This window comes from Streptomyces sp. NPDC056480 (genome assembly GCF_042795405.1).
In the GTDB taxonomy this organism is placed as follows: Bacteria; Actinomycetota; Actinomycetes; order Streptomycetales; family Streptomycetaceae; genus Streptomyces.
The window spans coordinates 98,026-116,037 of record NZ_JBHTSA010000004.1; the positions used below are offsets into that span (position 1 = coordinate 98,026).

13 protein-coding genes, 1 tRNA gene and 3 pseudogenes are annotated in these 18,012 nt (G+C 72.8%); 5 read left to right on the forward strand and 12 right to left on the reverse strand.

Going from position 1 to position 18,012, the window contains the following annotated elements:
- Nucleotides 1–107: 107 nt before the first annotated feature.
- The 6 genes from ACFQ79_RS03665 to ACFQ79_RS03690 all read right to left on the reverse strand — a co-directional run bounded on the left by ACFQ79_RS03665 (nucleotide 108) and on the right by ACFQ79_RS03690 (nucleotide 8,003).
- The gene (locus tag ACFQ79_RS03665) at nucleotides 108–1,802 is read right to left on the reverse strand and encodes a S8 family serine peptidase (RefSeq protein ID WP_383579257.1); all 1,695 of its coding nucleotides are present in this window, start codon (nucleotides 1,800–1,802) and stop codon (nucleotides 108–110) included.
- Between the two features lie 818 nt (nucleotides 1,803–2,620).
- The gene (locus tag ACFQ79_RS03670) at nucleotides 2,621–3,496 is read right to left on the reverse strand and encodes a GNAT family N-acetyltransferase (RefSeq protein ID WP_383579181.1); all 876 of its coding nucleotides are present in this window, start codon (nucleotides 3,494–3,496) and stop codon (nucleotides 2,621–2,623) included.
- A gap of 290 nt (nucleotides 3,497–3,786) precedes the next feature.
- Nucleotides 3,787–4,686 carry a hypothetical protein gene (locus ACFQ79_RS03675; protein ID WP_383579182.1) on the reverse strand — a complete coding sequence of 300 codons (900 nt, stop codon included), beginning with the start codon at nucleotides 4,684–4,686 and terminating at the stop codon, nucleotides 3,787–3,789.
- Nucleotides 4,683–5,690: an SPFH domain-containing protein gene (locus tag ACFQ79_RS03680; RefSeq protein WP_383579183.1), complete on the reverse strand. Its 1,008-nt coding sequence runs from the start codon at nucleotides 5,688–5,690 to the stop codon at nucleotides 4,683–4,685. The genes ACFQ79_RS03675 and ACFQ79_RS03680 overlap by 4 nt, the downstream gene beginning before the upstream one ends.
- Nucleotides 5,691–5,808: 118 nt before the next feature.
- A complete protein-coding gene (locus ACFQ79_RS03685) occupies nucleotides 5,809–7,191 on the reverse strand; it encodes a DMT family transporter (RefSeq protein WP_383579184.1) in 1,383 nt (460 codons plus the stop codon).
- On the reverse strand, nucleotides 7,188–8,003 hold the full coding sequence (locus ACFQ79_RS03690) for a phosphatase PAP2 family protein (RefSeq protein WP_383579258.1): 816 nt from the start codon (nucleotides 8,001–8,003) through the stop codon (nucleotides 7,188–7,190). Before ACFQ79_RS03690 ends, ACFQ79_RS03685 begins: the two co-directional genes overlap by 4 nt.
- A gap of 201 nt (nucleotides 8,004–8,204) precedes the next feature.
- Between ACFQ79_RS03690 and ACFQ79_RS03695 the strand changes: the two genes are divergently transcribed.
- Both ACFQ79_RS03695 and ACFQ79_RS03700 read left to right on the forward strand, forming a co-directional pair.
- Nucleotides 8,205–8,933 (forward strand): TetR/AcrR family transcriptional regulator, encoded by a 729-nt coding sequence (locus ACFQ79_RS03695; protein ID WP_383579185.1) that lies wholly within the window; start codon nucleotides 8,205–8,207, stop codon nucleotides 8,931–8,933.
- A 29-nt stretch (nucleotides 8,934–8,962) separates the two neighbouring features.
- A complete protein-coding gene (locus tag ACFQ79_RS03700) occupies nucleotides 8,963–9,370 on the forward strand; it encodes a DUF488 domain-containing protein (protein ID WP_383579186.1) in 408 nt (135 codons plus the stop codon).
- Between the two features lie 3 nt (nucleotides 9,371–9,373).
- Here ACFQ79_RS03700 and ACFQ79_RS03705 read toward each other — a convergent pair whose 3' ends face one another.
- Complete coding sequence (locus ACFQ79_RS03705; protein WP_383579187.1) at nucleotides 9,374–10,000, reverse strand: DUF309 domain-containing protein; 627 nt, start codon at nucleotides 9,998–10,000, stop codon at nucleotides 9,374–9,376.
- Between the two features lie 146 nt (nucleotides 10,001–10,146).
- Between ACFQ79_RS03705 and ACFQ79_RS03710 the strand changes: the two genes are divergently transcribed.
- Both ACFQ79_RS03710 and ACFQ79_RS03715 read left to right on the forward strand, forming a co-directional pair.
- On the forward strand, nucleotides 10,147–13,053 hold the full coding sequence (locus tag ACFQ79_RS03710; protein ID WP_383579188.1) for an AAA family ATPase: 2,907 nt from the start codon (nucleotides 10,147–10,149) through the stop codon (nucleotides 13,051–13,053).
- Nucleotides 13,054–13,106: 53 nt separating this feature from the next.
- A tRNA-Pro gene (locus tag ACFQ79_RS03715) sits at nucleotides 13,107–13,180 on the forward strand.
- Between the two features lie 99 nt (nucleotides 13,181–13,279).
- Here the strand turns inward: ACFQ79_RS03715 and ACFQ79_RS03720 are convergent.
- The 3 genes and pseudogenes from ACFQ79_RS03720 to ACFQ79_RS03730 all read right to left on the reverse strand — a co-directional run.
- A pseudogene (locus ACFQ79_RS03720) lies at nucleotides 13,280–13,843 on the reverse strand (tyrosine-type recombinase/integrase); the annotation flags it as partial.
- A 424-nt stretch (nucleotides 13,844–14,267) separates the two neighbouring features.
- Nucleotides 14,268–14,576, reverse strand: coding sequence for a hypothetical protein (locus ACFQ79_RS03725; RefSeq protein ID WP_383579189.1), 309 nt, complete (start codon nucleotides 14,574–14,576; stop codon nucleotides 14,268–14,270).
- Between the two features lie 226 nt (nucleotides 14,577–14,802).
- A pseudogene (locus ACFQ79_RS03730) lies at nucleotides 14,803–15,546 on the reverse strand (IS5 family transposase); the annotation flags it as partial.
- Between the two features lie 127 nt (nucleotides 15,547–15,673).
- Here ACFQ79_RS03730 and ACFQ79_RS03735 point away from each other — a divergent pair.
- Nucleotides 15,674–16,045: a hypothetical protein gene (locus ACFQ79_RS03735; RefSeq protein WP_383579190.1), complete on the forward strand. Its 372-nt coding sequence runs from the start codon at nucleotides 15,674–15,676 to the stop codon at nucleotides 16,043–16,045.
- A 14-nt stretch (nucleotides 16,046–16,059) separates the two neighbouring features.
- On the opposite strand, the pseudogene ACFQ79_RS03740 reads toward ACFQ79_RS03735, so the two are convergent.
- A pseudogene (locus ACFQ79_RS03740) lies at nucleotides 16,060–16,861 on the reverse strand (IS5 family transposase).
- 153 nt (nucleotides 16,862–17,014) lie between these two features.
- On the reverse strand, nucleotides 17,015–17,746 hold the full coding sequence (locus ACFQ79_RS03745; RefSeq protein WP_383579259.1) for an ATP-grasp domain-containing protein: 732 nt from the start codon (nucleotides 17,744–17,746) through the stop codon (nucleotides 17,015–17,017).
- Nucleotides 17,747–18,012 lie beyond the last annotated feature (266 nt).

Consider the following 18,012-nt stretch of genomic DNA (forward strand, 5'->3'; position numbering starts at 1 on the left):
CGGCACCCCGAAACGCCAGAACGCGCCCGTGGTGTAGACCACGAGCGCGTCGCTGACCAGCAATGATGCTGATGTGGGGGGTGGTTCAGTGGTGGAGCGGTGGTGCCTTAGAAGGTCAGGCTCCACGAGTTGATGTAGCCGGTGTCACCCGTGGCCACATCGCGGACCTGAAGCTTCCAGGTGCCGTTGGCGACCTCGCTCGACGCGTCGACCGTGTACGTGGTCAGGACGTTGTCGGCGCTGTCCGAGGAGGAGGACGCCTTGAGGTTGCGCACCGTGCCGTCGGGGGCGACCAGGTCGATGACCAGGTCCCCGCGCCAGGTGTGCTTGATGTCCACGCCGACCTTGAGGGCGGCGGGAGCGTTGCCGGTGCGGCCGGTGACGGCGATGGAGGACGACACGGTGGCGTTGTCCGCGATCGTCACATCGGTCGCGTTGGTGAAGACGGTGCCGGCCGGCGGGGTGGTGGTGACGGCGTCGACCGTCTTCGCCGTGTCGGCGATGCCGGTGCCGCAGCCGCCGGTGCAGGTGCCGGGCAGCGGGCGGGCGTTGGCCTTGATCGCGGACTCGATCTCGGCCGGGGTGAGGGTGCCCTTGGCCGACTTCAGGAGGGCGGCGAGGCCGGCGATGTGCGGCGCCGCCATCGAGGTGCCCTGGTAGGGCTTGAAGTTCTCGGCCGACTGGGTGGTCGCGCCCGAGTTCAGCGTGGAGTAGATGCCGTTCTCGGGGGTGGTGACGGTGCCGGGCGTGTCGGTCGAGCGGCGGGTCTCGCCGCCGGGCGCGGCCACGTCCACGATGGCGCCGAAGTTGGAGTAGTACGACCGGTTGCCCTCACGGCTGGTGGACGCCACGTTGATGACGTTCGCGCAGTTCGCGGGGGTGAATCCGGAGGCGTTGGCGTTGCTGTTGCCCGCGGCGACGACGACGGTGGTACCGCGCGAGACGGCGCCGTTGATCGCGGTCTGGTAGACGCTCGGGCAGGTCGCGCTCGCGCCGCCCAGGCTCAGGTTGATGACCTTCGCCGGGGTGGCGTTGGCCGGGACGCCCGGCACGGTGCCGCCGGAGGCCCACGTGATGGCGTCGGCGATGTCGGCGGACGAGCCGCCGCACTTGCCGAGCACCCGCACGGGCTGGATCTTCGCGTTGTACGCGATGCCCGCGATGCCCTTGGTGTTGTTCGTGACGGCGCCGATGGTGCCGGCCACGTGGGTGCCGTGCCAGGAGGAGTTCGACGCCTTGGAGCCGGTGCCGCACTCGTTGTCGGTGGCGTTCCAGTCGCCCTCGTCCTTCGCGTCCGCGTCACGGCCGTTGCCGTCGCGGGCGTCGGCGGAGGTCGAGATGAAGTCGTAGCCGGAGACCACGTTGGTCGCCAGGTCCGAGTGGGCCGCGTAGCCGGTGTCGATGACGGCGACGGTGACGCCGGAACCGGTCGTCTTGTCCCAGGCGGCAGGAACGTTCATGCCACCGGTGGGCTCGAACAGGTCCCACTGCTTGCTGTAGTCGGTGTCGTTCGGCGTGACCGCCATCGCGTAGGCGCGGATGTCGGGCTCGACCGAGGCGACGGACGGGTCGGCGCGGAACGCGGCCATGACCTCCGTCACGTCCTGCTTGCTGGCGCTGTCGCCCAGGTCGACCAGGGCGCCGCCGCCGGCGAGACGACGCTCGAAGGAGAGCTTCTCGCCCGTCTTCGCGGCCTTCTCGGCCGTGTCGCTCTTCGCGGCGGTGTTCGAGCCGGCCTCGGCGGCCTTGCTCTTGTAGGTGACGATGACCTTCTCGACCGGGGCGCTGGGGAGCGCCCGCATCGTCTGCGAAGCCGGTGCGGGCTTCGGGGTGGCAGCGCCCGGGGCGGCGGCGATCGCCCCGGTCGTGGCAGCGGCGCCGAGGATCGCGGCGCTCGCGACCACGGATATGACTCTCCGCCTGGAACCGTTCAAGGTGTGGCCCTTTCGAGTACGACGTAGCTGCGAAGCAGTGGCGGCGGCGCGGGACACCGGTGCGAAGTGGGGTCGCGATCCGGCATTCCCTGGGCTGGGGGGCCCGTGCGCCGCCACCGGCGCGACGGCCCGGGTCAAGGCCGTCCCCGGCGGATGCCACCCTCCGCATGCACCTGTCAGGGTGCGGTCGGGGGATGATATCTGCCGGTGCGGAGGACAGTAGGGAACGGGGGGGTGAACCCGATACGGGGAAAACCCTTGTCACCCCTCACGGGGCGGCGGGGGTCCGGTGAGGGGAGGTGCGACCGGGGGCGCGGGCACGGGAGGCGGCGCCACGTCACCCGCGCGCCGAGCGGCGGGAGTACGCCCGGTCGGCGGCCTGAGCAGGCACGTGTCGGCGAGCAGGTACGTACCTGCTCAACGGGAAAGGTACACACCTCTCGGCGGGCGCCTGAGGGTGGCCCCACGACGAAGCCGCCAGGGTCGGCGGTCGGCGGCCGGTGGTGGGCGGCGACGAGTGGCGGTGGTCGGTGGTGGCCGGCGGTGATCGGTGACGACCGGTGGTGCGTGGCGGTGCTCGGCGATGCCCTGCGGCGGCCGGTGACGACCGGTGGTGCGTGGTGGTGGCCGGCGGTGACCTGCTTCGGTTGGTGTCGGTTGAGGGCGAGGCCTGGACGGGCTTGGCCTCAGCCGAGTTCGAGCGTCGTCACCCCGTACACGCGCTCGCGTGCCACCGGGCGGACCGGGCCCGTGTACATCCGGGCCGTCTCGAACGTCGGCTCCAGGCCCCGCTCCTCGGCCAGTCGCGCCGCCGCCGGATTCGACTCCGGCATGTCGACCGCGATCCGCGCCGAGCCGAACTCCCGCGCCTCGGCGGCGAGCGCGTCGAGCAGGGCGGCCGCGTCGGCCGGGGTGTCCGCGAACAGCGGCCCCACCCGCGCCCCGTCCTGGGCCGGCCGGACCACCCCGTAGCCGGCCGGGCGTCCGTCGACGATCCGTACCAGCGCACGATGGCCGGGCGTGGCCAGCCAGGAGGCCAGGAAGCGCGGCCGGTCGGCGTGATGGCAGGCGTTGTCGTACGCGGCGAGCGCGGCCGGGTTCACGGACCCGGCGGGCACCACCCCGGCCACCGGGGTGTCCGCGGCCGGGACCTCGCCCACGTAGCGCGCCGTGCGGTACGCCGTCGCGAAGCCGGAGCGCCGGTAGTTGTCCTGCTGTGACGGCACCCCGTCGAGCCCGACGGAGCGGTCGCCCGCGTGCGCGAGCGCGGCCCGCCAGGTGGCCAGACCGTGACCGAGGCCGCGGAGTTCGGGTCGTACGAGATAGAAGCCCAGGAACGCGTACGCGTCGTCATAGGTGACGACCGAAATGGCCGATACGGGCTCCCCGTCGACCCGGCCGAGGAAGAACCCCCGGGGGTCCTGCGCGAAGAACGAGGCCGCGTCCGAGAGCCCCGGGTTCCACCCCTCCTCGGCCGCCCAGGTGCGCACGAGCGCCCAGTCCCGCTCGGTGGCGGGGGAGACGGACAGCGAGGCGGAGGAGGCGGAAGAGGTGGAGGCCATGGGGATCCTTCAACAGCCGGGAGCGGGCGCGTACTCGATCGGGAGCCGGGGAACGGGACCTGGAGCACCGGGAACCGGGGCCTTGGGGCGCGGTGACCCGTGGACGGGGAACCAGGTGAAACGCGGACAGAACCCCCGAGGGAAGCCGGGCAAAGCGCGCCGAGCATAGCGCCCCGCGCGACCGACTCCGCCCGCGGCCGATCGATTCCGGCCGCGACTCGCCGGACCGGATCCCGGCACCGGACCGGGACCCGCGGCCGGATCGGGTTCCGGCACCGGACCGGCCGCCGTCAGTGGACGAGGCGGAGGCGCGGCCCCGCGACCGTGAGGCGGACGGTCTGACCCCAGGTCAGCTCCAGCGCGTCCGACTCGACGCCGTCGCCGAACACCACCAGCCGGTCCGACTCGACGGTGAGGCGCAGCCCCTGACCCGGGTCGAGGAGGCCCTCGACCCGGCTCGTTCCGGTCGTCGGAGACGGCCACGCCTCCCGGACGAACCAGGCGAGCCGGGCATCGGCCGGCGCCGGCAGGACGAGCGCGCTGGAGCGCTGCCCCCACAGCGACCGCAGCCAGCCCGTGGCCCCCGTACCCGTGCCGACGAGCACCCCCGACGAGGCCTGCGTCTCCGGCGGAAGGTCCGTCGCGTCGAGGTCCAGGGTGTACCGGGCGGTCTGATGGCTCCGCGGCCCGACGTAGATCTCGTTCAGCGCGAGGAGCCGCTGCGCGTCGTCGGTGACGGCCTCCACCATCGTCAGCTCGTCGACCGTCGCCCCGGCCTCCGCCGCGTACGGCAGCAGGCGCCGCGCCCGGTCCGCCCGGTGGCGGACCAGGACGCCCGGATTGCGCCCCGGGTCGGCGTCGATCCCGATGACGGGCTGCCCGCTGAGGTACTTCGCCGCGTTGGCGACCAGACCGTCCTGCCCCACCACCACGACCACGTCCTCGGGCCCGAACAGGAAACGGTCCAGATCGGCGCGCTCCACCCTGGTCTGCCGCCAGGTGAGGGGCACGGCGGCGGCCACCTCGGCCAGCGCCCGGCGGCTCCGCTCGTGCCGCTCGCGCACGGCGTCGACCGAGCGGCCGCGCGCGGAGAGGAAGAACGCGGCCTGCCCGTGCGTACCGTGCCGGGCGAGCAACTCCTCGTACTCCGTGGTCCGGTGCACGAGCACCGCGCGCGGCGCGAGGCTCACGGCCGGGCCCCGCCCTCGCCGAGCTTGGCGAGCAGCCCCGTCAGGACGTCGGGCGAGAGCGTCAGGTGCTCGATCCGGGGCAGGTTCTCGGCGGCGCGGGACACGGCGAGGGCGTGCAGGGTGGCGGGTTCCACCTCGGCGTGCGCCCGCAGCCAGGAGGACTGCGCTCCGGCGCGCGCCTGCCCGACCTCGCGCGCCGCCTCCGCCTCGGCCCGCGCGAGGCGGACCTTCCGTACGGCCTCGGCCTCGGCCCGTACGGCGTCGGCCGCGGCGTTCTCCTCGGCCTCGCGGCGGGCGTTGGTGCCGCGTTGCTCGACGAGCCGCTCCTCCTGGCGGGCCAGCTCGATCTTGCTCGCCAGCTCGTTCTCCGCGATGGTGCGCTCGCGCTCGACGGCGACCGCGCGGCGCTCGTACGTGGCCCGGTCGGCCTCCTGCTGGATCTGCTCGCGGGCGGGGGTGCGCAGGGCGCGTTCGACCTCGGGCTCGGGGCGGATCGCGACCACCCGGACGGCGACGACCTCGATGCCGGTGGACGGCAGGCGGGGCTCGGCCGCGAGTCCGGCCGTGACGCGGTCCCGTACCGCCGCCACGCCGTCGACGAGCGCCTCGGCCAGCGCGGTGCGGGCGAGGACGTCGAGGGCGTGCTGCTGGGCGGTCTCGGTGAGAAGGGTGGCGATCTGCTCCAGCGGGGTGCCGCGCCACGCGCCCGTGTCGGGGTCGATGGAGAAGTCGAGCCGGGTGGCGGCGGCCGCCGGGGCGCCGATCCGGTACGTGACGGTGGACTGGACGCTGACGTCCTGGAAGTCGGCGGTCCTGGCGTGGAAGGCCATGGCCAGTTCGCGGTCGTTGACCGGGACCTCGGAGAGGGCCGCGGTGAGCGGGCGGAACCAGAAGCTCAGTCCCTCGCCGTCGTGCACGAGCTTGCCGCGGCGCTGATGGCGGATGTGCGCGGTGGGCGCGGAGCGCAGATGGCGCCAGCCGGCCCGCCGGGTGATGTCGGCCATGAAGAAACCCCCTTGTCGTCATGCTGACGATAGGGGGGTTCACTGGTTGTCGTCAAGATGACGAATTCAAGGTCGTTCGCTGGGTGGGAGGAGGCATCTCGTCGCCGTGTGAGGGGGCTCAGCCCGCCGCCGGCGCGTGCGCGGGCTCGGCGCCCGGTGTGGCCGGATCGGGCAGGTCGAGCCGGGTCGTGCCCGTCGCGGGTGTGGCCGGATCGGGTCGGGTCGAACGGCGGACGGTGAGGTCGTCGGTCTTCGAGCGTGGTGTGGGAACCGACCGGAGGATGGTCCACCGGGCAGGAGTACGCGTGCGCGTGGAGTCTGCGTTTCCGGGCCCGGACGGTGCTGCGGGACGGGACGACGTCGCGGGATCGGGCAACGCCACGGGCTCGAGTGCGGGTACGGGTACGGGGAAGAGTGCGGGTACGGGCGCGGCCTCGGGTGCGGACGCCGGCACCGCCACCGTCTCGGGCCCCGTCATCGCCACGGCCGCAGACCCCGGCACCGTCATCGCTACAGCCGCCGACTCGGGCACCGCCCTCGCCACGGCCACCGGCTCGGGTGCTGCCACCGTTGCCACCGCTGCCGTCCCGGCCCCCGCCCCCGTCGCCGCCTCAGGGCGGGCGGCAGGGGCCGCTTCCGGGGAGCCGCCCTTCGTCAGGAGCACCACGCCGCGCGCCGCGACAAGCGACGCGCCGGCCGCGACCAGCCAGCCCCATGCGCCCGCGCGGAACGTCTCGCCGAGCAGTGCCACGCCGATGATCGCGGCGGCCGCCGGGTTGGAGAGGTTGACCACGGCGAGCGGGGCCGCGAGGCCACCCCGGTAGGCGGCCTGGGAGAGCAGGAGGCCACCCGTCGCGAAGCCCGAGATCAGCACCGCGAGGAGCGCGGTCTGCCACCAGGTCGGCTTGCCGCCCGGGAGTTCGAGCGCGAACGCGGCGGTCAGCGTCTGGGTGAGCGCGGAGGCGACGCCCGAGGCGATCCCGGAGGCGGTGGCGTGCCCGAGCCCGCGGGGCGCGTGCCCCTTGGCCGGGTGCCGGCCCGAGGCGAGCGCGACGATGAGGAGCGCCGTCGCCGCGGCGACGACCAGGGACTCGCGCAGGCTGAGCGCCTCGCCGGGCTCGGTGGGGCCGGTCACCGCGACCAGCCCGACGAGGCCGGTCAGGGTCCACAGCGCCCCGCGCCATTCGGTGCGGGTCACCCGGCGCCGTGCCGCGTACGCGCCGAGGGGCAGCGCCGCCACCAGGGTCAGCGCGCCGAGCGGCTGAACCAGTGTCAGCGGCCCGTAGTGCAGGGCGGCCACGTGGGCGAGTGCTCCGGCGGCGTTGAGGCCGACCGCCGACCACCACTGCCCGCGGGCGAGCAGGGCGCGCAGCGCCCCGCGTCCGTCCTGGACGGGGGAGGCGGCGGCGAGCCGGGACTGGGCGACGGCGGCGAGCGCGTATCCGGCGGCGGAGACGAGCGAGAGGAGCACCGCGACGACGGTGCCGGTGGCGGGGTTCATCGGAGGGCTCCGACCGGGAGAGGGGCCGTACCGACCTGACGCGGTACGGGTGGGGGCGCCGTCCGGCGGCCGGGGGCGCGGACGGCGAGCAGGGCGAGACCGAGCAGCACGGCGGCGGCGAGCGCGTCGAACCAGTAGTGGTTGGCGGTGCCGACGATGACGAGCAGGGTGAACAGCGGGTGCAGCAGCCACAGGACCCGCCAGCGGGACCGGGTGGCGGCGATCAGTCCGATCGCCACCATCAGCGCCCAGCCGAAGTGCAGCGAGGGCATGGCCGCGAACTGGTTGGCCATCGAGTCGGTCTCCGGCGTCGCCCCGTACACCGAGGGGCCGTAGACCCGCGCGGTGTCGACGAGCCCGCTGGCGGCGAGCATCCGCGGCGGCGCGAGCGGCATCAGGAGGTGCAGGGCGAGCGCGGCGCCGGTGACGAGTGCGAGGACGCGACGGGACCACACGTAGTGGGCGGGGCGGCGCAGGTACAGCCAGACGAGGAAGGCGAGCGTGGCCGGGAAGTGCACGGCCGCGTAGTACGTGTTCGCGGCCCGTATCAGCGGTTCGCCGTGCAGGAGCAGCTGCTGGATCGTTTCCTCGCCCGGCAGGTGGAGCGCGCGCTCGGCGTCCCAGACGCGGTCGGCGTTCCGGAAGGCGCGGGACTCGTGGCCGTTGGCGAAGAGCCGGCCGAACTTGTAGACGAGGAAGAGCGCGGTGACGAGCGCGAGCTCGCGCAGCAGGGGCGGTCTGACGGACTCGCCGCCGTCCCCCTCGCCGCTCCCGTGCTCGTCGAGCCCGGAGGGGGCGGGGGTAGGCGTCAGCCCCGACCCGGCAGGACGTGGTCCTCGTATCCCGCGTATCCCGGCAGCCATCGCGCGGCCCTCTAATCAGTCAAATCGCCAACAAACGGAGTGAGCCTAGATCCGATTTCAGCGAGACGCAAGCGTCTCGATACGTTTGCGTCTCGATTGTGCACCCCCTACTCTCGTATGTGCAGAGACAGAGGTGTCCGGGAGGGATCGATGTCCACGTCCGCGTCCAGGTCAGAGTCCGAATCGACGTCCACGTCGGCGTCCGCGTCCGCATCGGCGTCCACGCCGGGGTCGGCGCCCATCGCGGCGTCCGCGACGGGGGTCACGTCGGGGTCGGCGTCCACGGAGGCCGCCACCGCGGCCGCCCGCCGCAGCAAGATCACGCCGGAGCGCGAGACGGAGCTGTACGACGCCGTGCTCTGCCTGCTGCGCGAGGGCGGCTACGACTCGGTGACCATGGAGGGCGTCGCGGCCCGCACCAAGTGCGGCAAGGCCACCCTCTACCGGCAGTGGGGCACCAAGCCGCAGCTCGTCACGGCCGCGCTCGCCCAGCGCCGCTGCACCGTTTTCACCGGCATCGACACCGGAACCCTCGCGGGCGACCTGCGCGAGGCGGGCCGGATCGCCGCCTCCCACCGTGAGCGCGACGCCGAACTCATGGAGGCCGTGGCGCAGGCCTTCATCCAGCACCCCGACCTGCGCGCCGCACTCCGCGAGACCGTCATCGCCCCCGAGGTCGCGGCCATCGACGCGGTCGTGGCGCGCGCGGTCGAGCGGGGCGAGGTCGCCGCCGACAACCCCGCGATCGGCTTCGTCGCCCCCTGCTTCCTGGGCATGCTCCGCATCGAGCGGCTCTTCGAGGACCGCTTCACGGACGTCTCGACCATGCGGACCTTCGTCGACGCCGTCCTCCTTCCGGCGCTGCGCGTCGAGGGGTGAGCAGCGGGCCGGTTTGTCAGGCTGGAACCATGCCCGCACAGCCCGCACAGCCCGCCCACCGTGTCCGCGTCCGCCGGGTCTACGAGACCCCCTCGCCGGACGACGGCGTACGGGTCCTCGTCGACCGGCTCTGGCCGCGCGGACTCGCCAAGACCGACGCCCACATCGACGAATGGCCGAAGGCCCTCACGCCGTCGACGGAACTCCGCCGCTGGTACCACGCAACCGAGGGCGCGTACGAGGAGTTCAGCCGGCGGTACGAGGCCGAACTCGAGGCCCCCGACGCGGCGGCGGCCCTCGACCGCCTGAGGAGCCTCGCGGCCAAGGGGACGATCACCCTCCTGACGGCGGCCAAGGACCCGTCGGTGAGCCATACGTCGGTCCTGGTGCGGGAGCTGGACCCGGCAGCGGGGGCGGGAGCGGGCGCGGGGGCGTAACCCTCAGACCTGGTCCAGCCGCAGCCGGGGCGCCTCGGCTGCGGCGTCGACGGCGACAGGGTCCACCATGGCGGCCGGGTGGGCGCCTCCGGCCGCGACGGTCCCTCCGCCCGAATCGGTCCCTCCGCCCCCATCCGCTGCTCCGCCCGCATCGGCTCCTTCGGCCCGGCTGCCGCCGGAGGCGCGGTCGGCCAACTCCCGGGCCCACGCCACGAGTCCACCGGCGTCGATCCCGTATGCGGCGGCCGCCCTCACGCTCCCCGGCCCGTCGGCGAGGCGGTCGGCGCCGCGGCGCAGCAGTCGCGCCCCGCCCGCCGTGTTGCCGCGGGCGGCGTGCGTCAGACCCACGGCGAGCTGCGCGAGGCCCTGCCACAGGTCACGCTCCGACTCGGGGCCGGACTTCCAGGCGTCCTCGAAGACCTCGTGCGCGTGGAAGGGCATCCCTGCGTCCAGCAGCCGCTGCGCCTCGCACAGGGTCTCCTCGGGAGTGCGGACGACACCCTCGGGCTGCCGGGGCACGCCCTCGGCGCCGTACGGCAGCGGCCGGCCGAGCCCGTCGCGGGGACGTGCGCTACGGGCCCGCCCCTCTCCGTCGCGATCCCTGCCGCGGTCACTCGCTGTCCGGTTCACCCTTCCATTGTCGCCCCCGGGACGATCAGGACCGCTAGGCTCGACGGTCCACCGCACACCGGACCGCGTGGGTCGCGCCGCCCGGTTACGGCAGCAGCTCTTGTGGGGAGAGTGAGTCACCGGTGCCGTCGGATCCTGAACAGCTCGTGTCCGCAAAGTCGTTGGAGGAGGGGACGAGAGCCCGCACAGAGCGTACGGAGCCCGGCGCCGACCCGGCGCGAGGGAGCCTCCTCCTCGAACGCGGCCCGGAACTCGCCGCGGCCGCCCGCGCGGTCGAGGGCCTCGTCGCGGAACCCGCGCACGGTGGGGGCGTTCTCGTCTACCGGGGCGAACCGGGCGTGGGCAAGACCGCGCTCCTCGCCGCGATCGGCCGCGACGCCCGGGACCGGTGCACCGTCCTGGCGGCCCGCGGCGACGAGACGCATGCGTCGGTCCCGTTCCACGTCACGCGCCAACTGCTCCAACCCGCCCTGGAGGCCCTGCACGGCCTGAGAGCGGAGACGGCGGTCGACCTGCTCCCCGACCGTCCCGACCGGCCCGACGACGACCACGTCGATCACATCGACCACGACCACCACGACCACCACGACGACCACGACGACCGCGCCGCCGACTTCGACCGAGTCGCGCCCGCCCTCGGCCTCGCGCCTCCGCCTCCGCCCCCGGCCGCTCCCGCCGACCCGCAGGGCGTACGCGGCGGGCTCGTCCGGCTTCTGGACGGCCTGGCCGAGCGGCTGAGGGACCGGCCTCCGGTGCTGCTGGTCGACGACGCCCAGTGGGCCGACGCGGAATCACTGGCCTGGCTCGACGCCTACGCGCGGACCCGACAGGACGGCGGCCTCCCCGTCCTGGTCGTCCTCGCCCACCGCCCGCTGTCGTCCGAGCCGTACGACCCCGGCGTGCCCGCCGGCCTCGCGGCGCTCGGCGACCGCGCGGTCCTGACCCTGGGCCTTGAGTCGCTCACGCCCGAGGCCACCGCCGTACTGGCGCGCGACGCACTCGGCGGGCACGCGGACGAGCCGTTCTGCCACGAACTGTGGACGGTGACGTCGGGGAACCCGTACGAGACCGTCGAACTGCTCGCGAAGGCCCGCGAGCGGAAGGTCGAGCCCGTGGCCGGATCCGCCGGCCTCCTCCGCGAACTGGGTGCGGGGGCGCGCGGCAGGGGCCTCGTCGCCCGGCTCGAGGCGCTCGGCGCCGGCCCGACGCGTCTGGCGTGGGCGATCGCCGTGCTGGGCACGGACAGTACGCCGCAGCTCCTGGGGGCGCTCACGGGGATGGCGAGGAGCGAGGTGGCGGCGCACGCGGACCGTCTCCGTCGGGCGAGGATCGTGACGGCGGCGAGTCCGACAGGGACACCGACCACCCCCACGCCGACCACGCCGACGACTCCCACGCGGACCACCCCCACACCGACCACGCCCACGCCGACGACTCCCACCCCCACGGGCCCGCTGGAGTTCACACATCCACTGATCGCGACGGCCGTCTACGGATCGGTGCCGGCGGCGACCCGGACCGCCCTGCACGGGCGCGCCGCGCGGGCGCTGGCCGAGGCGGGCCACGGTCCGGCCGCCGCCTCCCGGCACCTCCTCGACGTGCACCCGGCGGACGACGAGGACGTCGTCCGCCGGCTGCGGGCCGCGGCCGTCGAGCACCTGGCCGTCGGAGCCCCCGACGCGGCACGCCGCTGCCTGGGCCGGGCCCTCGCCGAGCCGCCGGGCCCGGAGGCGTACGCCACCGTCCTGTACGAACTCGGCTGCGCCTCGCTGCTCACCGCGCCGGCCGCCACGGTCCGGCACCTCCGCTCGGCGCTCGACCTGCCCGGCCTGGACGACACCCTCCGCGTCGACGCCACCTACCGGCTCGCCCAGGTCCTCGCCCACAGCAACCAGCTCGGGGAGGCGGCGAGGACCGTCGAGGCCGAGGCGGTCCGCACCCCGCCCGGCACCGGCCGACGGCGCCTCCAGGCCGCGCACTTCATGTACGAGGGGTTCCAGGCCGCCGAGGACGACGGGCCCGGCCGCTCGCGCCGCCTCGCCTCGCTCACCGCGGACTTCACCGGCGCGGACAACGCGGAACGGGCCCTGCTCGCGGTGCGCGCCTTCGACGCGATGCTCAGGGGCGAACCGGCGGCCGAGGTCGTACGCCTCTGCGACAGCGCCCTCGTCGACGGCGCGCCAGCGCGCGGGCTCGGCTGGACCGACACCACCTGGGGCTTCGAGATCCCGGCGCTCACGGGCATCGCGTACGCGTTCGCCGACCGTCCCGACCGGGCGGAGGCACTGTTCGGCGAGGCCGTGCGGGCCTACGAGATCTCCGGCTGGAGCGGAGCCCACCTGGCCTTCGCCCACACCCTCCTGGGCCTGGCCCACCGCAGGCGCGGCAACCTGCCCGGGGCGCAGCACCACCTGGAGGAGGGTCTCCGCCTCGCCGACCGGGTGGGCAGCGGGCTCCCCGTCCACTGGGACACGGCCTGCCTCCTCGTCGACACGCTGCTCGCCCGGGGCCGTACCGCCGAGGCCCGGGACGTCGCCGACCGGTACGCCTTCGGCCCGCCCTGGCCGGGCGCGATCGTGCTGCCCGACGGCCCGAGCGTCCTCGGCCGCCTCCTGCTGGCCGAAGGACGGCACGAGGAGGCGGTCCTCACGCTGGAGGCGGCGGCCGAGGCGCTGACCGTCCGCGGCCGCCACCACGTCGTCTGGGCCCCCTGGTCCTTCGACCTCGCCCGCGCCCTCGCCACGACGGACCCGGACCGCGGGGCCCGCATCGCCGCCGAGGCCCACGCCCACGCGGAACGCCTCGGCACCCCGACGGCCCGTGGCGAAGCGCTCCGCTGCCTGGCCCTCTTCGCCACCCCGGCCGAATCCCGCCGCCTCCTCGCCCGCGCCGTCGCACACCTGGCGGCGTCCCCGTCCCGCTACGAGGAGTCCCGAGCCCGCCTGGACCTCGCCCGCGCGACGGGCTCGGCCACCACCCTCGCCGAGGCGACGTCCCTGGCCACCACCTGCGGCGCCGTGACAGCCCGTGCGTCAACCCACCCGCCGGAGTGAGGTAATGTTTTCCCTGCACGCCGACGCGGGGGAAACCCCAAGGAGACGCGCATCGGGACGTGGCGCAGCTTGGTAGCGCACTTGACTGGGGGTCAAGGGGTCGCAGGTTCAAATCCTGTCGTCCCGACTCGAAAGAGTCGCAGGTCAGAGGCCGTTTCAGAGCAATCTGAAACGGCCTCTGACTCGTTTTTGGGGACCACTTGGGGACCAACTCGCCTTGACCGCGTCAGCGGGCGACCACGATCGGGCTCGGCAGGGACCGGGGCGCGCGGAGCACGCTGAGGTGTGCCGAGAGTGCGGCGCCGGCTGCGGTGATCTTGTGCACGTCGGGGTGCAGGTATCGCTGGGTGGTGGTCAGCGAGCCATGGCCGGCGATCTTGCGGAGGACGTGCACCTGGACCCCGGCGTCGGCGAACCAGGTGAGTCCGGTGTGACGGAGGTCGTGGCGGCGCAGGTGCTCGTAGCCGAGCTTCAGGACGACGTCGTCCCAGTGCGTCGCGTCGCGCAGGACCGCGGTGGAGATGCGGCCGCCTCGGGGGCCGGTGAACATGCGGGCGTCCGGATCGGGGCCGGCAGCCAGGATGCGCTGGGCGACGAGGGGGCGGATCTCCTCGATGATGGGCACTTGGCGGGCCCGCTTGCCCTTCGTCCCCTTGTCGACGAGGCCGCCGGGAGCGGGGGTGGTCTGGCGCCGGACGGTCCAGATCCAGTTGGTGGTGTCGATGTCCCCGACTCGGCAGCCGGAGACCTCGCCGATACGCGCGGCCGTACACGCGGCGAAGAGGACGGACTGACGCCGTCGTTCGCGATCTGCGGCTGCTGTGTCATCGAGTTCGGCTACGAGGACGCCTCGAATGCGGGGGTCATGACCGCGCGAGCTGCATGGATCGAGGCCGGCTGTCCCTGGCGCGGATCGGTGAGCGAACGACCGGCGGGGTGGGATCCCCAGGTGCAACTGGTCGACAGCTTGAAGCTGCCGTAAGGGCTGGAGCTCGGGCTGGACATCCGTATCCGTGAACGCCTCTCACCCTCTTGAGGCCACATGCCCACGAATCGGACATCCGTCGACAATGCCGAAGCCCTGACCGACCGCCACGTCTCGGCGTCCGGTCCGGCAGCATCGGCTCGATCCGCGCCCACTGCGCGTCAGTCAACGACACATATCAACCAACGATCAGATGATCCCGCCGGAAACGGTTCAGCGCTGTTGCATGTCAGACCAGCTCGAAGCCCCTCCGGATGACACCGTATTCCCCAGGCGTCTCCCAGCACGTGTAGTGGCGGCCAAGAAGATCGGGCAGGTCAATCCCCAGTTGCTCCGCGAGCCCGGCGGCACCGGTCTTGGATGTCCGAGAGGGGTCATCGGCAGCTTGACAGTGGGCAGTGGCGCCCCGCAGTTCGATCACTACGTACTCCACGCGCCTGTCGGCGCTGGCCACCGATTCCTCGTGGTTCTGCTCGTGCCGGGCATCCATAACCTGCCCACAGAGACCGCAGCGCAAGTTGTCTTGTGAGGCATCCACGGCAGGCATCGTACGGCTTCCTCGAACACGTGCGGCCACCAGCCATCCCCACCTCGGAACAACCGAACATCGGCTCGCAAGCCGCCTGCACTCCCATCGCTGATCCGAAAGAAACGCCCTAGGACTTCCCTGGTGAGCCGACGTCCTCAGTCTTTCGAGGGCGCGTCCAGGTCAAGATGGCTGCGAGGTGGAGTGCGCCCTCGTAGGCGATGGCGAGTTTGTCCGTTCGCATGGCCAGGCCGCGCCACTGCTTGAGACGGTTGATGCACCGCTCGACGGTGTTGCGCTGCTTGTACGCCTCCGCGTCGAAGCTGGGCGGACGCCCGCCGGCCCGGCCTCGCCGGAGACGGTGTCCGACCTGGTCAGAAGGCTGCGGGATGATGGCCCGGATGCCTCGGCGGCGAAGGTGCCGGCGGATTGAGCGGGATGAGTAGGCCCGGTCGGCAAGGACGACATCGGGTCGGGTTCGTGGCCTGCCCAGGCCGGTGCGCGGGACTCGGATGCGAGCCATGACCGCCTCGAAAGCAGGCGCGTCGCCAGCCTGACCAGCGGTGACATGGACGGCGAGGGGCCGTGCCTGGCGAGGTGCACTTTCGTGCTCAGGCCGCCTCGGGAGCGTCCGAGTGCGTGATCGGCAGGTTCCGCCCTGTCCGCCCCCTTTCCTCGCCCCGGCCGCGTGCTGATGGGCCCGGCAGACAGTGGAATCCACGGAAACCGCCCACTCCACTTCGTCAGCCGCGTCCGCCTGGGCGAGCACAGCGGCGAAGTACCGTTGCCAGGTGCCGTCGGCAGCCCACCTGATCAGGCGCTTGTGAACGGTCTGGAACGCGCCAAGTTCGTGGGGTAGGTCCCGCCAGGGCGAGCACGTGCGGTACTTCCACGCGATGGCCTCCAGGGTTCGGCGGTGGTCGGCCCACCGCCGGCCGCGGACCGGATCTGCTGGCATCAGCGGCTCGATCCGGTCCCACATCGCATCAGAGATCACTAACCGGACAGTCACATCCGATCAACTGATCAACCCATCAAAGAGACACGCTCTAGGTCGTTTCCTTCGGCTCACCTTCAACGGCCGTGTCTGGCCTGGATACGGTGACGGCATGACGACAATCCTGCGGCACCCCCGACCCGGATTCCTTTGGGATTGGTGGGCAGTGGACGCTCACGGCTTCCTCGTGCAGTTCAGTGGCGGGCCTGCTCCTGAGCATCTGCTGGTGCAAGTGGATCGTGTCGATGCTGCGGCTGCGTGGGCCGAGGAGAACCGTCCGGCATGGTTCAACGAGGCTCCCCCATCGCTTCACGCCTTCAGCTGCAATGGCGAGCTGCCGGTCTACACCCGCAACAGCGTCCCGGACTCCCCGTTGCGGCTGTCCGACGCCCCGGCAGCCATCGCAGACGTTGCGGCCCTGGTTGAACTGCACAGGGCAGTGGGAGACACCTGGACGGTGTACCTCGACGAGGGATGGGTCTAGGCACCCGGCTGAAGTCACCTGGCTGACCAGATGAAGATGGCGGCGATGTGGAGTCCGGCGAGGTAGATGGTGGGGGTCTTGCCATAGCGGGTGGTCAGGCCGCGCCACTGCTTGATCCTGTTGATGCACCGCTCGACGGTGTTGCGCTGCTTGTATGCCTCGGGGTCGAAGGTCGGCGGACGGCCACCGAGCCGGCCGAGTCGCTTACGGTTCGCAGTCTGGTCGGCGGGCTGCGGGATCACCGCCCGGATCCCGCGCCGCCGCAGATGGATGCGGATCGCGCGGGACGAGTAGGCCTTGTCGGCCAGGACAACATCCGGGGTGGTCCGGGGCCGACCGATCGGCCGCGGCACCCGCAACTGGGCCATGACCTCGGGGAACGCGGGCGCGTCACCGGCCTGACCAGAGGTGAGGACGAACGCGGGCGGGCGGCAGCGGCTGTCCGCGGCGAGGTGGATCTTGGTGGTCAGGTCACCGCGGGACCGTCCGGTGACATGATCTTGCGGCTCGCCGCCGGAGCCCCTTTTGACGGGCCCCGGCGGCGTGCTGATGAGCGCGGACGATGGTGGAGTCGACCGCGACGACCCAGTCGAGGTCGCCCTCGGCGTCAACCTGGGCGAGCAGGGTGGTGAAGACCTGCTCCCAGGTGCCGTCGGCCGCCCACTTCCGCTGGCGGTTGTGGGCGCCCTTCCATGCCCCGAAGTGCTCGGGCAGGTCCATCCAGGGCGGCCCGGTGCGGTACTTGAACGCGATCGCGTCGATCACCTGCCAGCGATCACGCCACCGCCCACCCCGCCGAGGTGTCCGGTCCGGCAGCTATGGCTCGATCCTCGCCCACTGGGCATCAGCCAACGACACACATCAACCAACGATCAGATGATCCGAAGGGAACGACCTAGCCGATCCGATCCGATCCGATCCGATCCGATGCGGCTGGTCGTCGGCCCGCACGGCGAGGGTCGGGGAGATTCAGTGCCGCACGAAGGGCAGATCCGCCGGTTTCACGTGCTCGCGCGGCCCAGCTGCCCGCAGGACTACGTCCAGCACCCGCGCCGGGTCAGCGGCGTACGCGTGCGAGAACCAGGCCATGTTGGCTTCCACCACGGCCCACCGGTGCCCCGGGCTGTAGGGGTCGAGCAACTGTCCGACGTCCACGACGACGGCGCTCGGCAGGGCGGGCCAGGCCGCAGAGACCAGGCGGTCGACGAACTCGGCGATCTCCGCGGCGATGGGCCCGTGCCGGTCGAGCGGCTGCGGGTCGAGTCGGCCGAAGACCGCGTACCGACTGCCGGCGACGATCTGTCCGTCGAGCAGGAACAGCCGGTACTCGGCAGCGAAGGTCACCACATCAGAGAGCAGCACCGGAGTCGCCGGGTCCAGGTCGGCGGGCAGCCGGGAGCCGTCCGCGTAGACGTCGGCCGGGAAGGACTTGTCGCGCGGCGGCTTGACGAACGTCGGCCGCTCGATCGCCCATGCATCCAGGACGGTCGCCGTACGGACCGTTCGCCCGGTGAACTCCTCCGGCAGCTCGGCAAGCCAGTCGTCCGTCGGTTCGAGCAGAGCGAACCCGAGCCGTCCGACCAACTGCGCGGCCGCGACCGGCCCCCCGTACCAGTACGCGGGTCCTGCCGCCTCAGCGACCTCCTCCGCGGCCAGGACCGCCATCCCCCGTCCCGTCGCCTCAACGGCCAACAGCTCCATCGTCGACGTCCGCCGCCCAGGCATGACAAGCACGGCAACCCTCCCTCACGACGTGTAAAGCCGCCAGGCTAGACCCACCCCGTCCAGGCCGCCTTCGGTTTACGTCGGCAGCGCCGGTCGGGGTGCGCAGGCTCCGGCCGCCCGCCGCGGAATGGGCCGTTCGGGAGAGGCGCCGACCTCGTTCACCCCTGCGACCGTACGACATCGCAGCGGAGGGCAGGGTCCCTCCTCCCGGCAACGTGTGGATCCACCCGCCGGGGGAGATG

Bases quoted from the DNA above. Each gene is read 5' to 3' on its own strand.
- ACFQ79_RS03665 (WP_383579257.1), bottom strand. From the start codon at position 1,802: ATGCGGGCGCTCCCCAGCGCCCCGGTCGAGAAGGTCATCGTCACCTAC.
- ACFQ79_RS03670 (WP_383579181.1), bottom strand. From the start codon at position 3,496: ATGGCCTCCACCTCTTCCGCCTCCTCCGCCTCGCTGTCCGTCTCCCCC.
- ACFQ79_RS03680 (WP_383579183.1), bottom strand. From the start codon at position 5,690: ATGGCCGACATCACCCGGCGGGCCGGCTGGCGCCATCTGCGCTCCGCG.
- ACFQ79_RS03685 (WP_383579184.1), bottom strand. From the start codon at position 7,191: ATGAACCCCGCCACCGGCACCGTCGTCGCGGTGCTCCTCTCGCTCGTC.
- ACFQ79_RS03695 (WP_383579185.1), top strand. From the start codon at position 8,205: ATGTCCACGTCCGCGTCCAGGTCAGAGTCCGAATCGACGTCCACGTCG.
- ACFQ79_RS03700 (WP_383579186.1), top strand. From the start codon at position 8,963: ATGCCCGCACAGCCCGCACAGCCCGCCCACCGTGTCCGCGTCCGCCGG.
- ACFQ79_RS03735 (WP_383579190.1), top strand. From the start codon at position 15,674: ATGACGACAATCCTGCGGCACCCCCGACCCGGATTCCTTTGGGATTGG.
- ACFQ79_RS03745 (WP_383579259.1), bottom strand. From the start codon at position 17,746: ATGGAGCTGTTGGCCGTTGAGGCGACGGGACGGGGGATGGCGGTCCTG.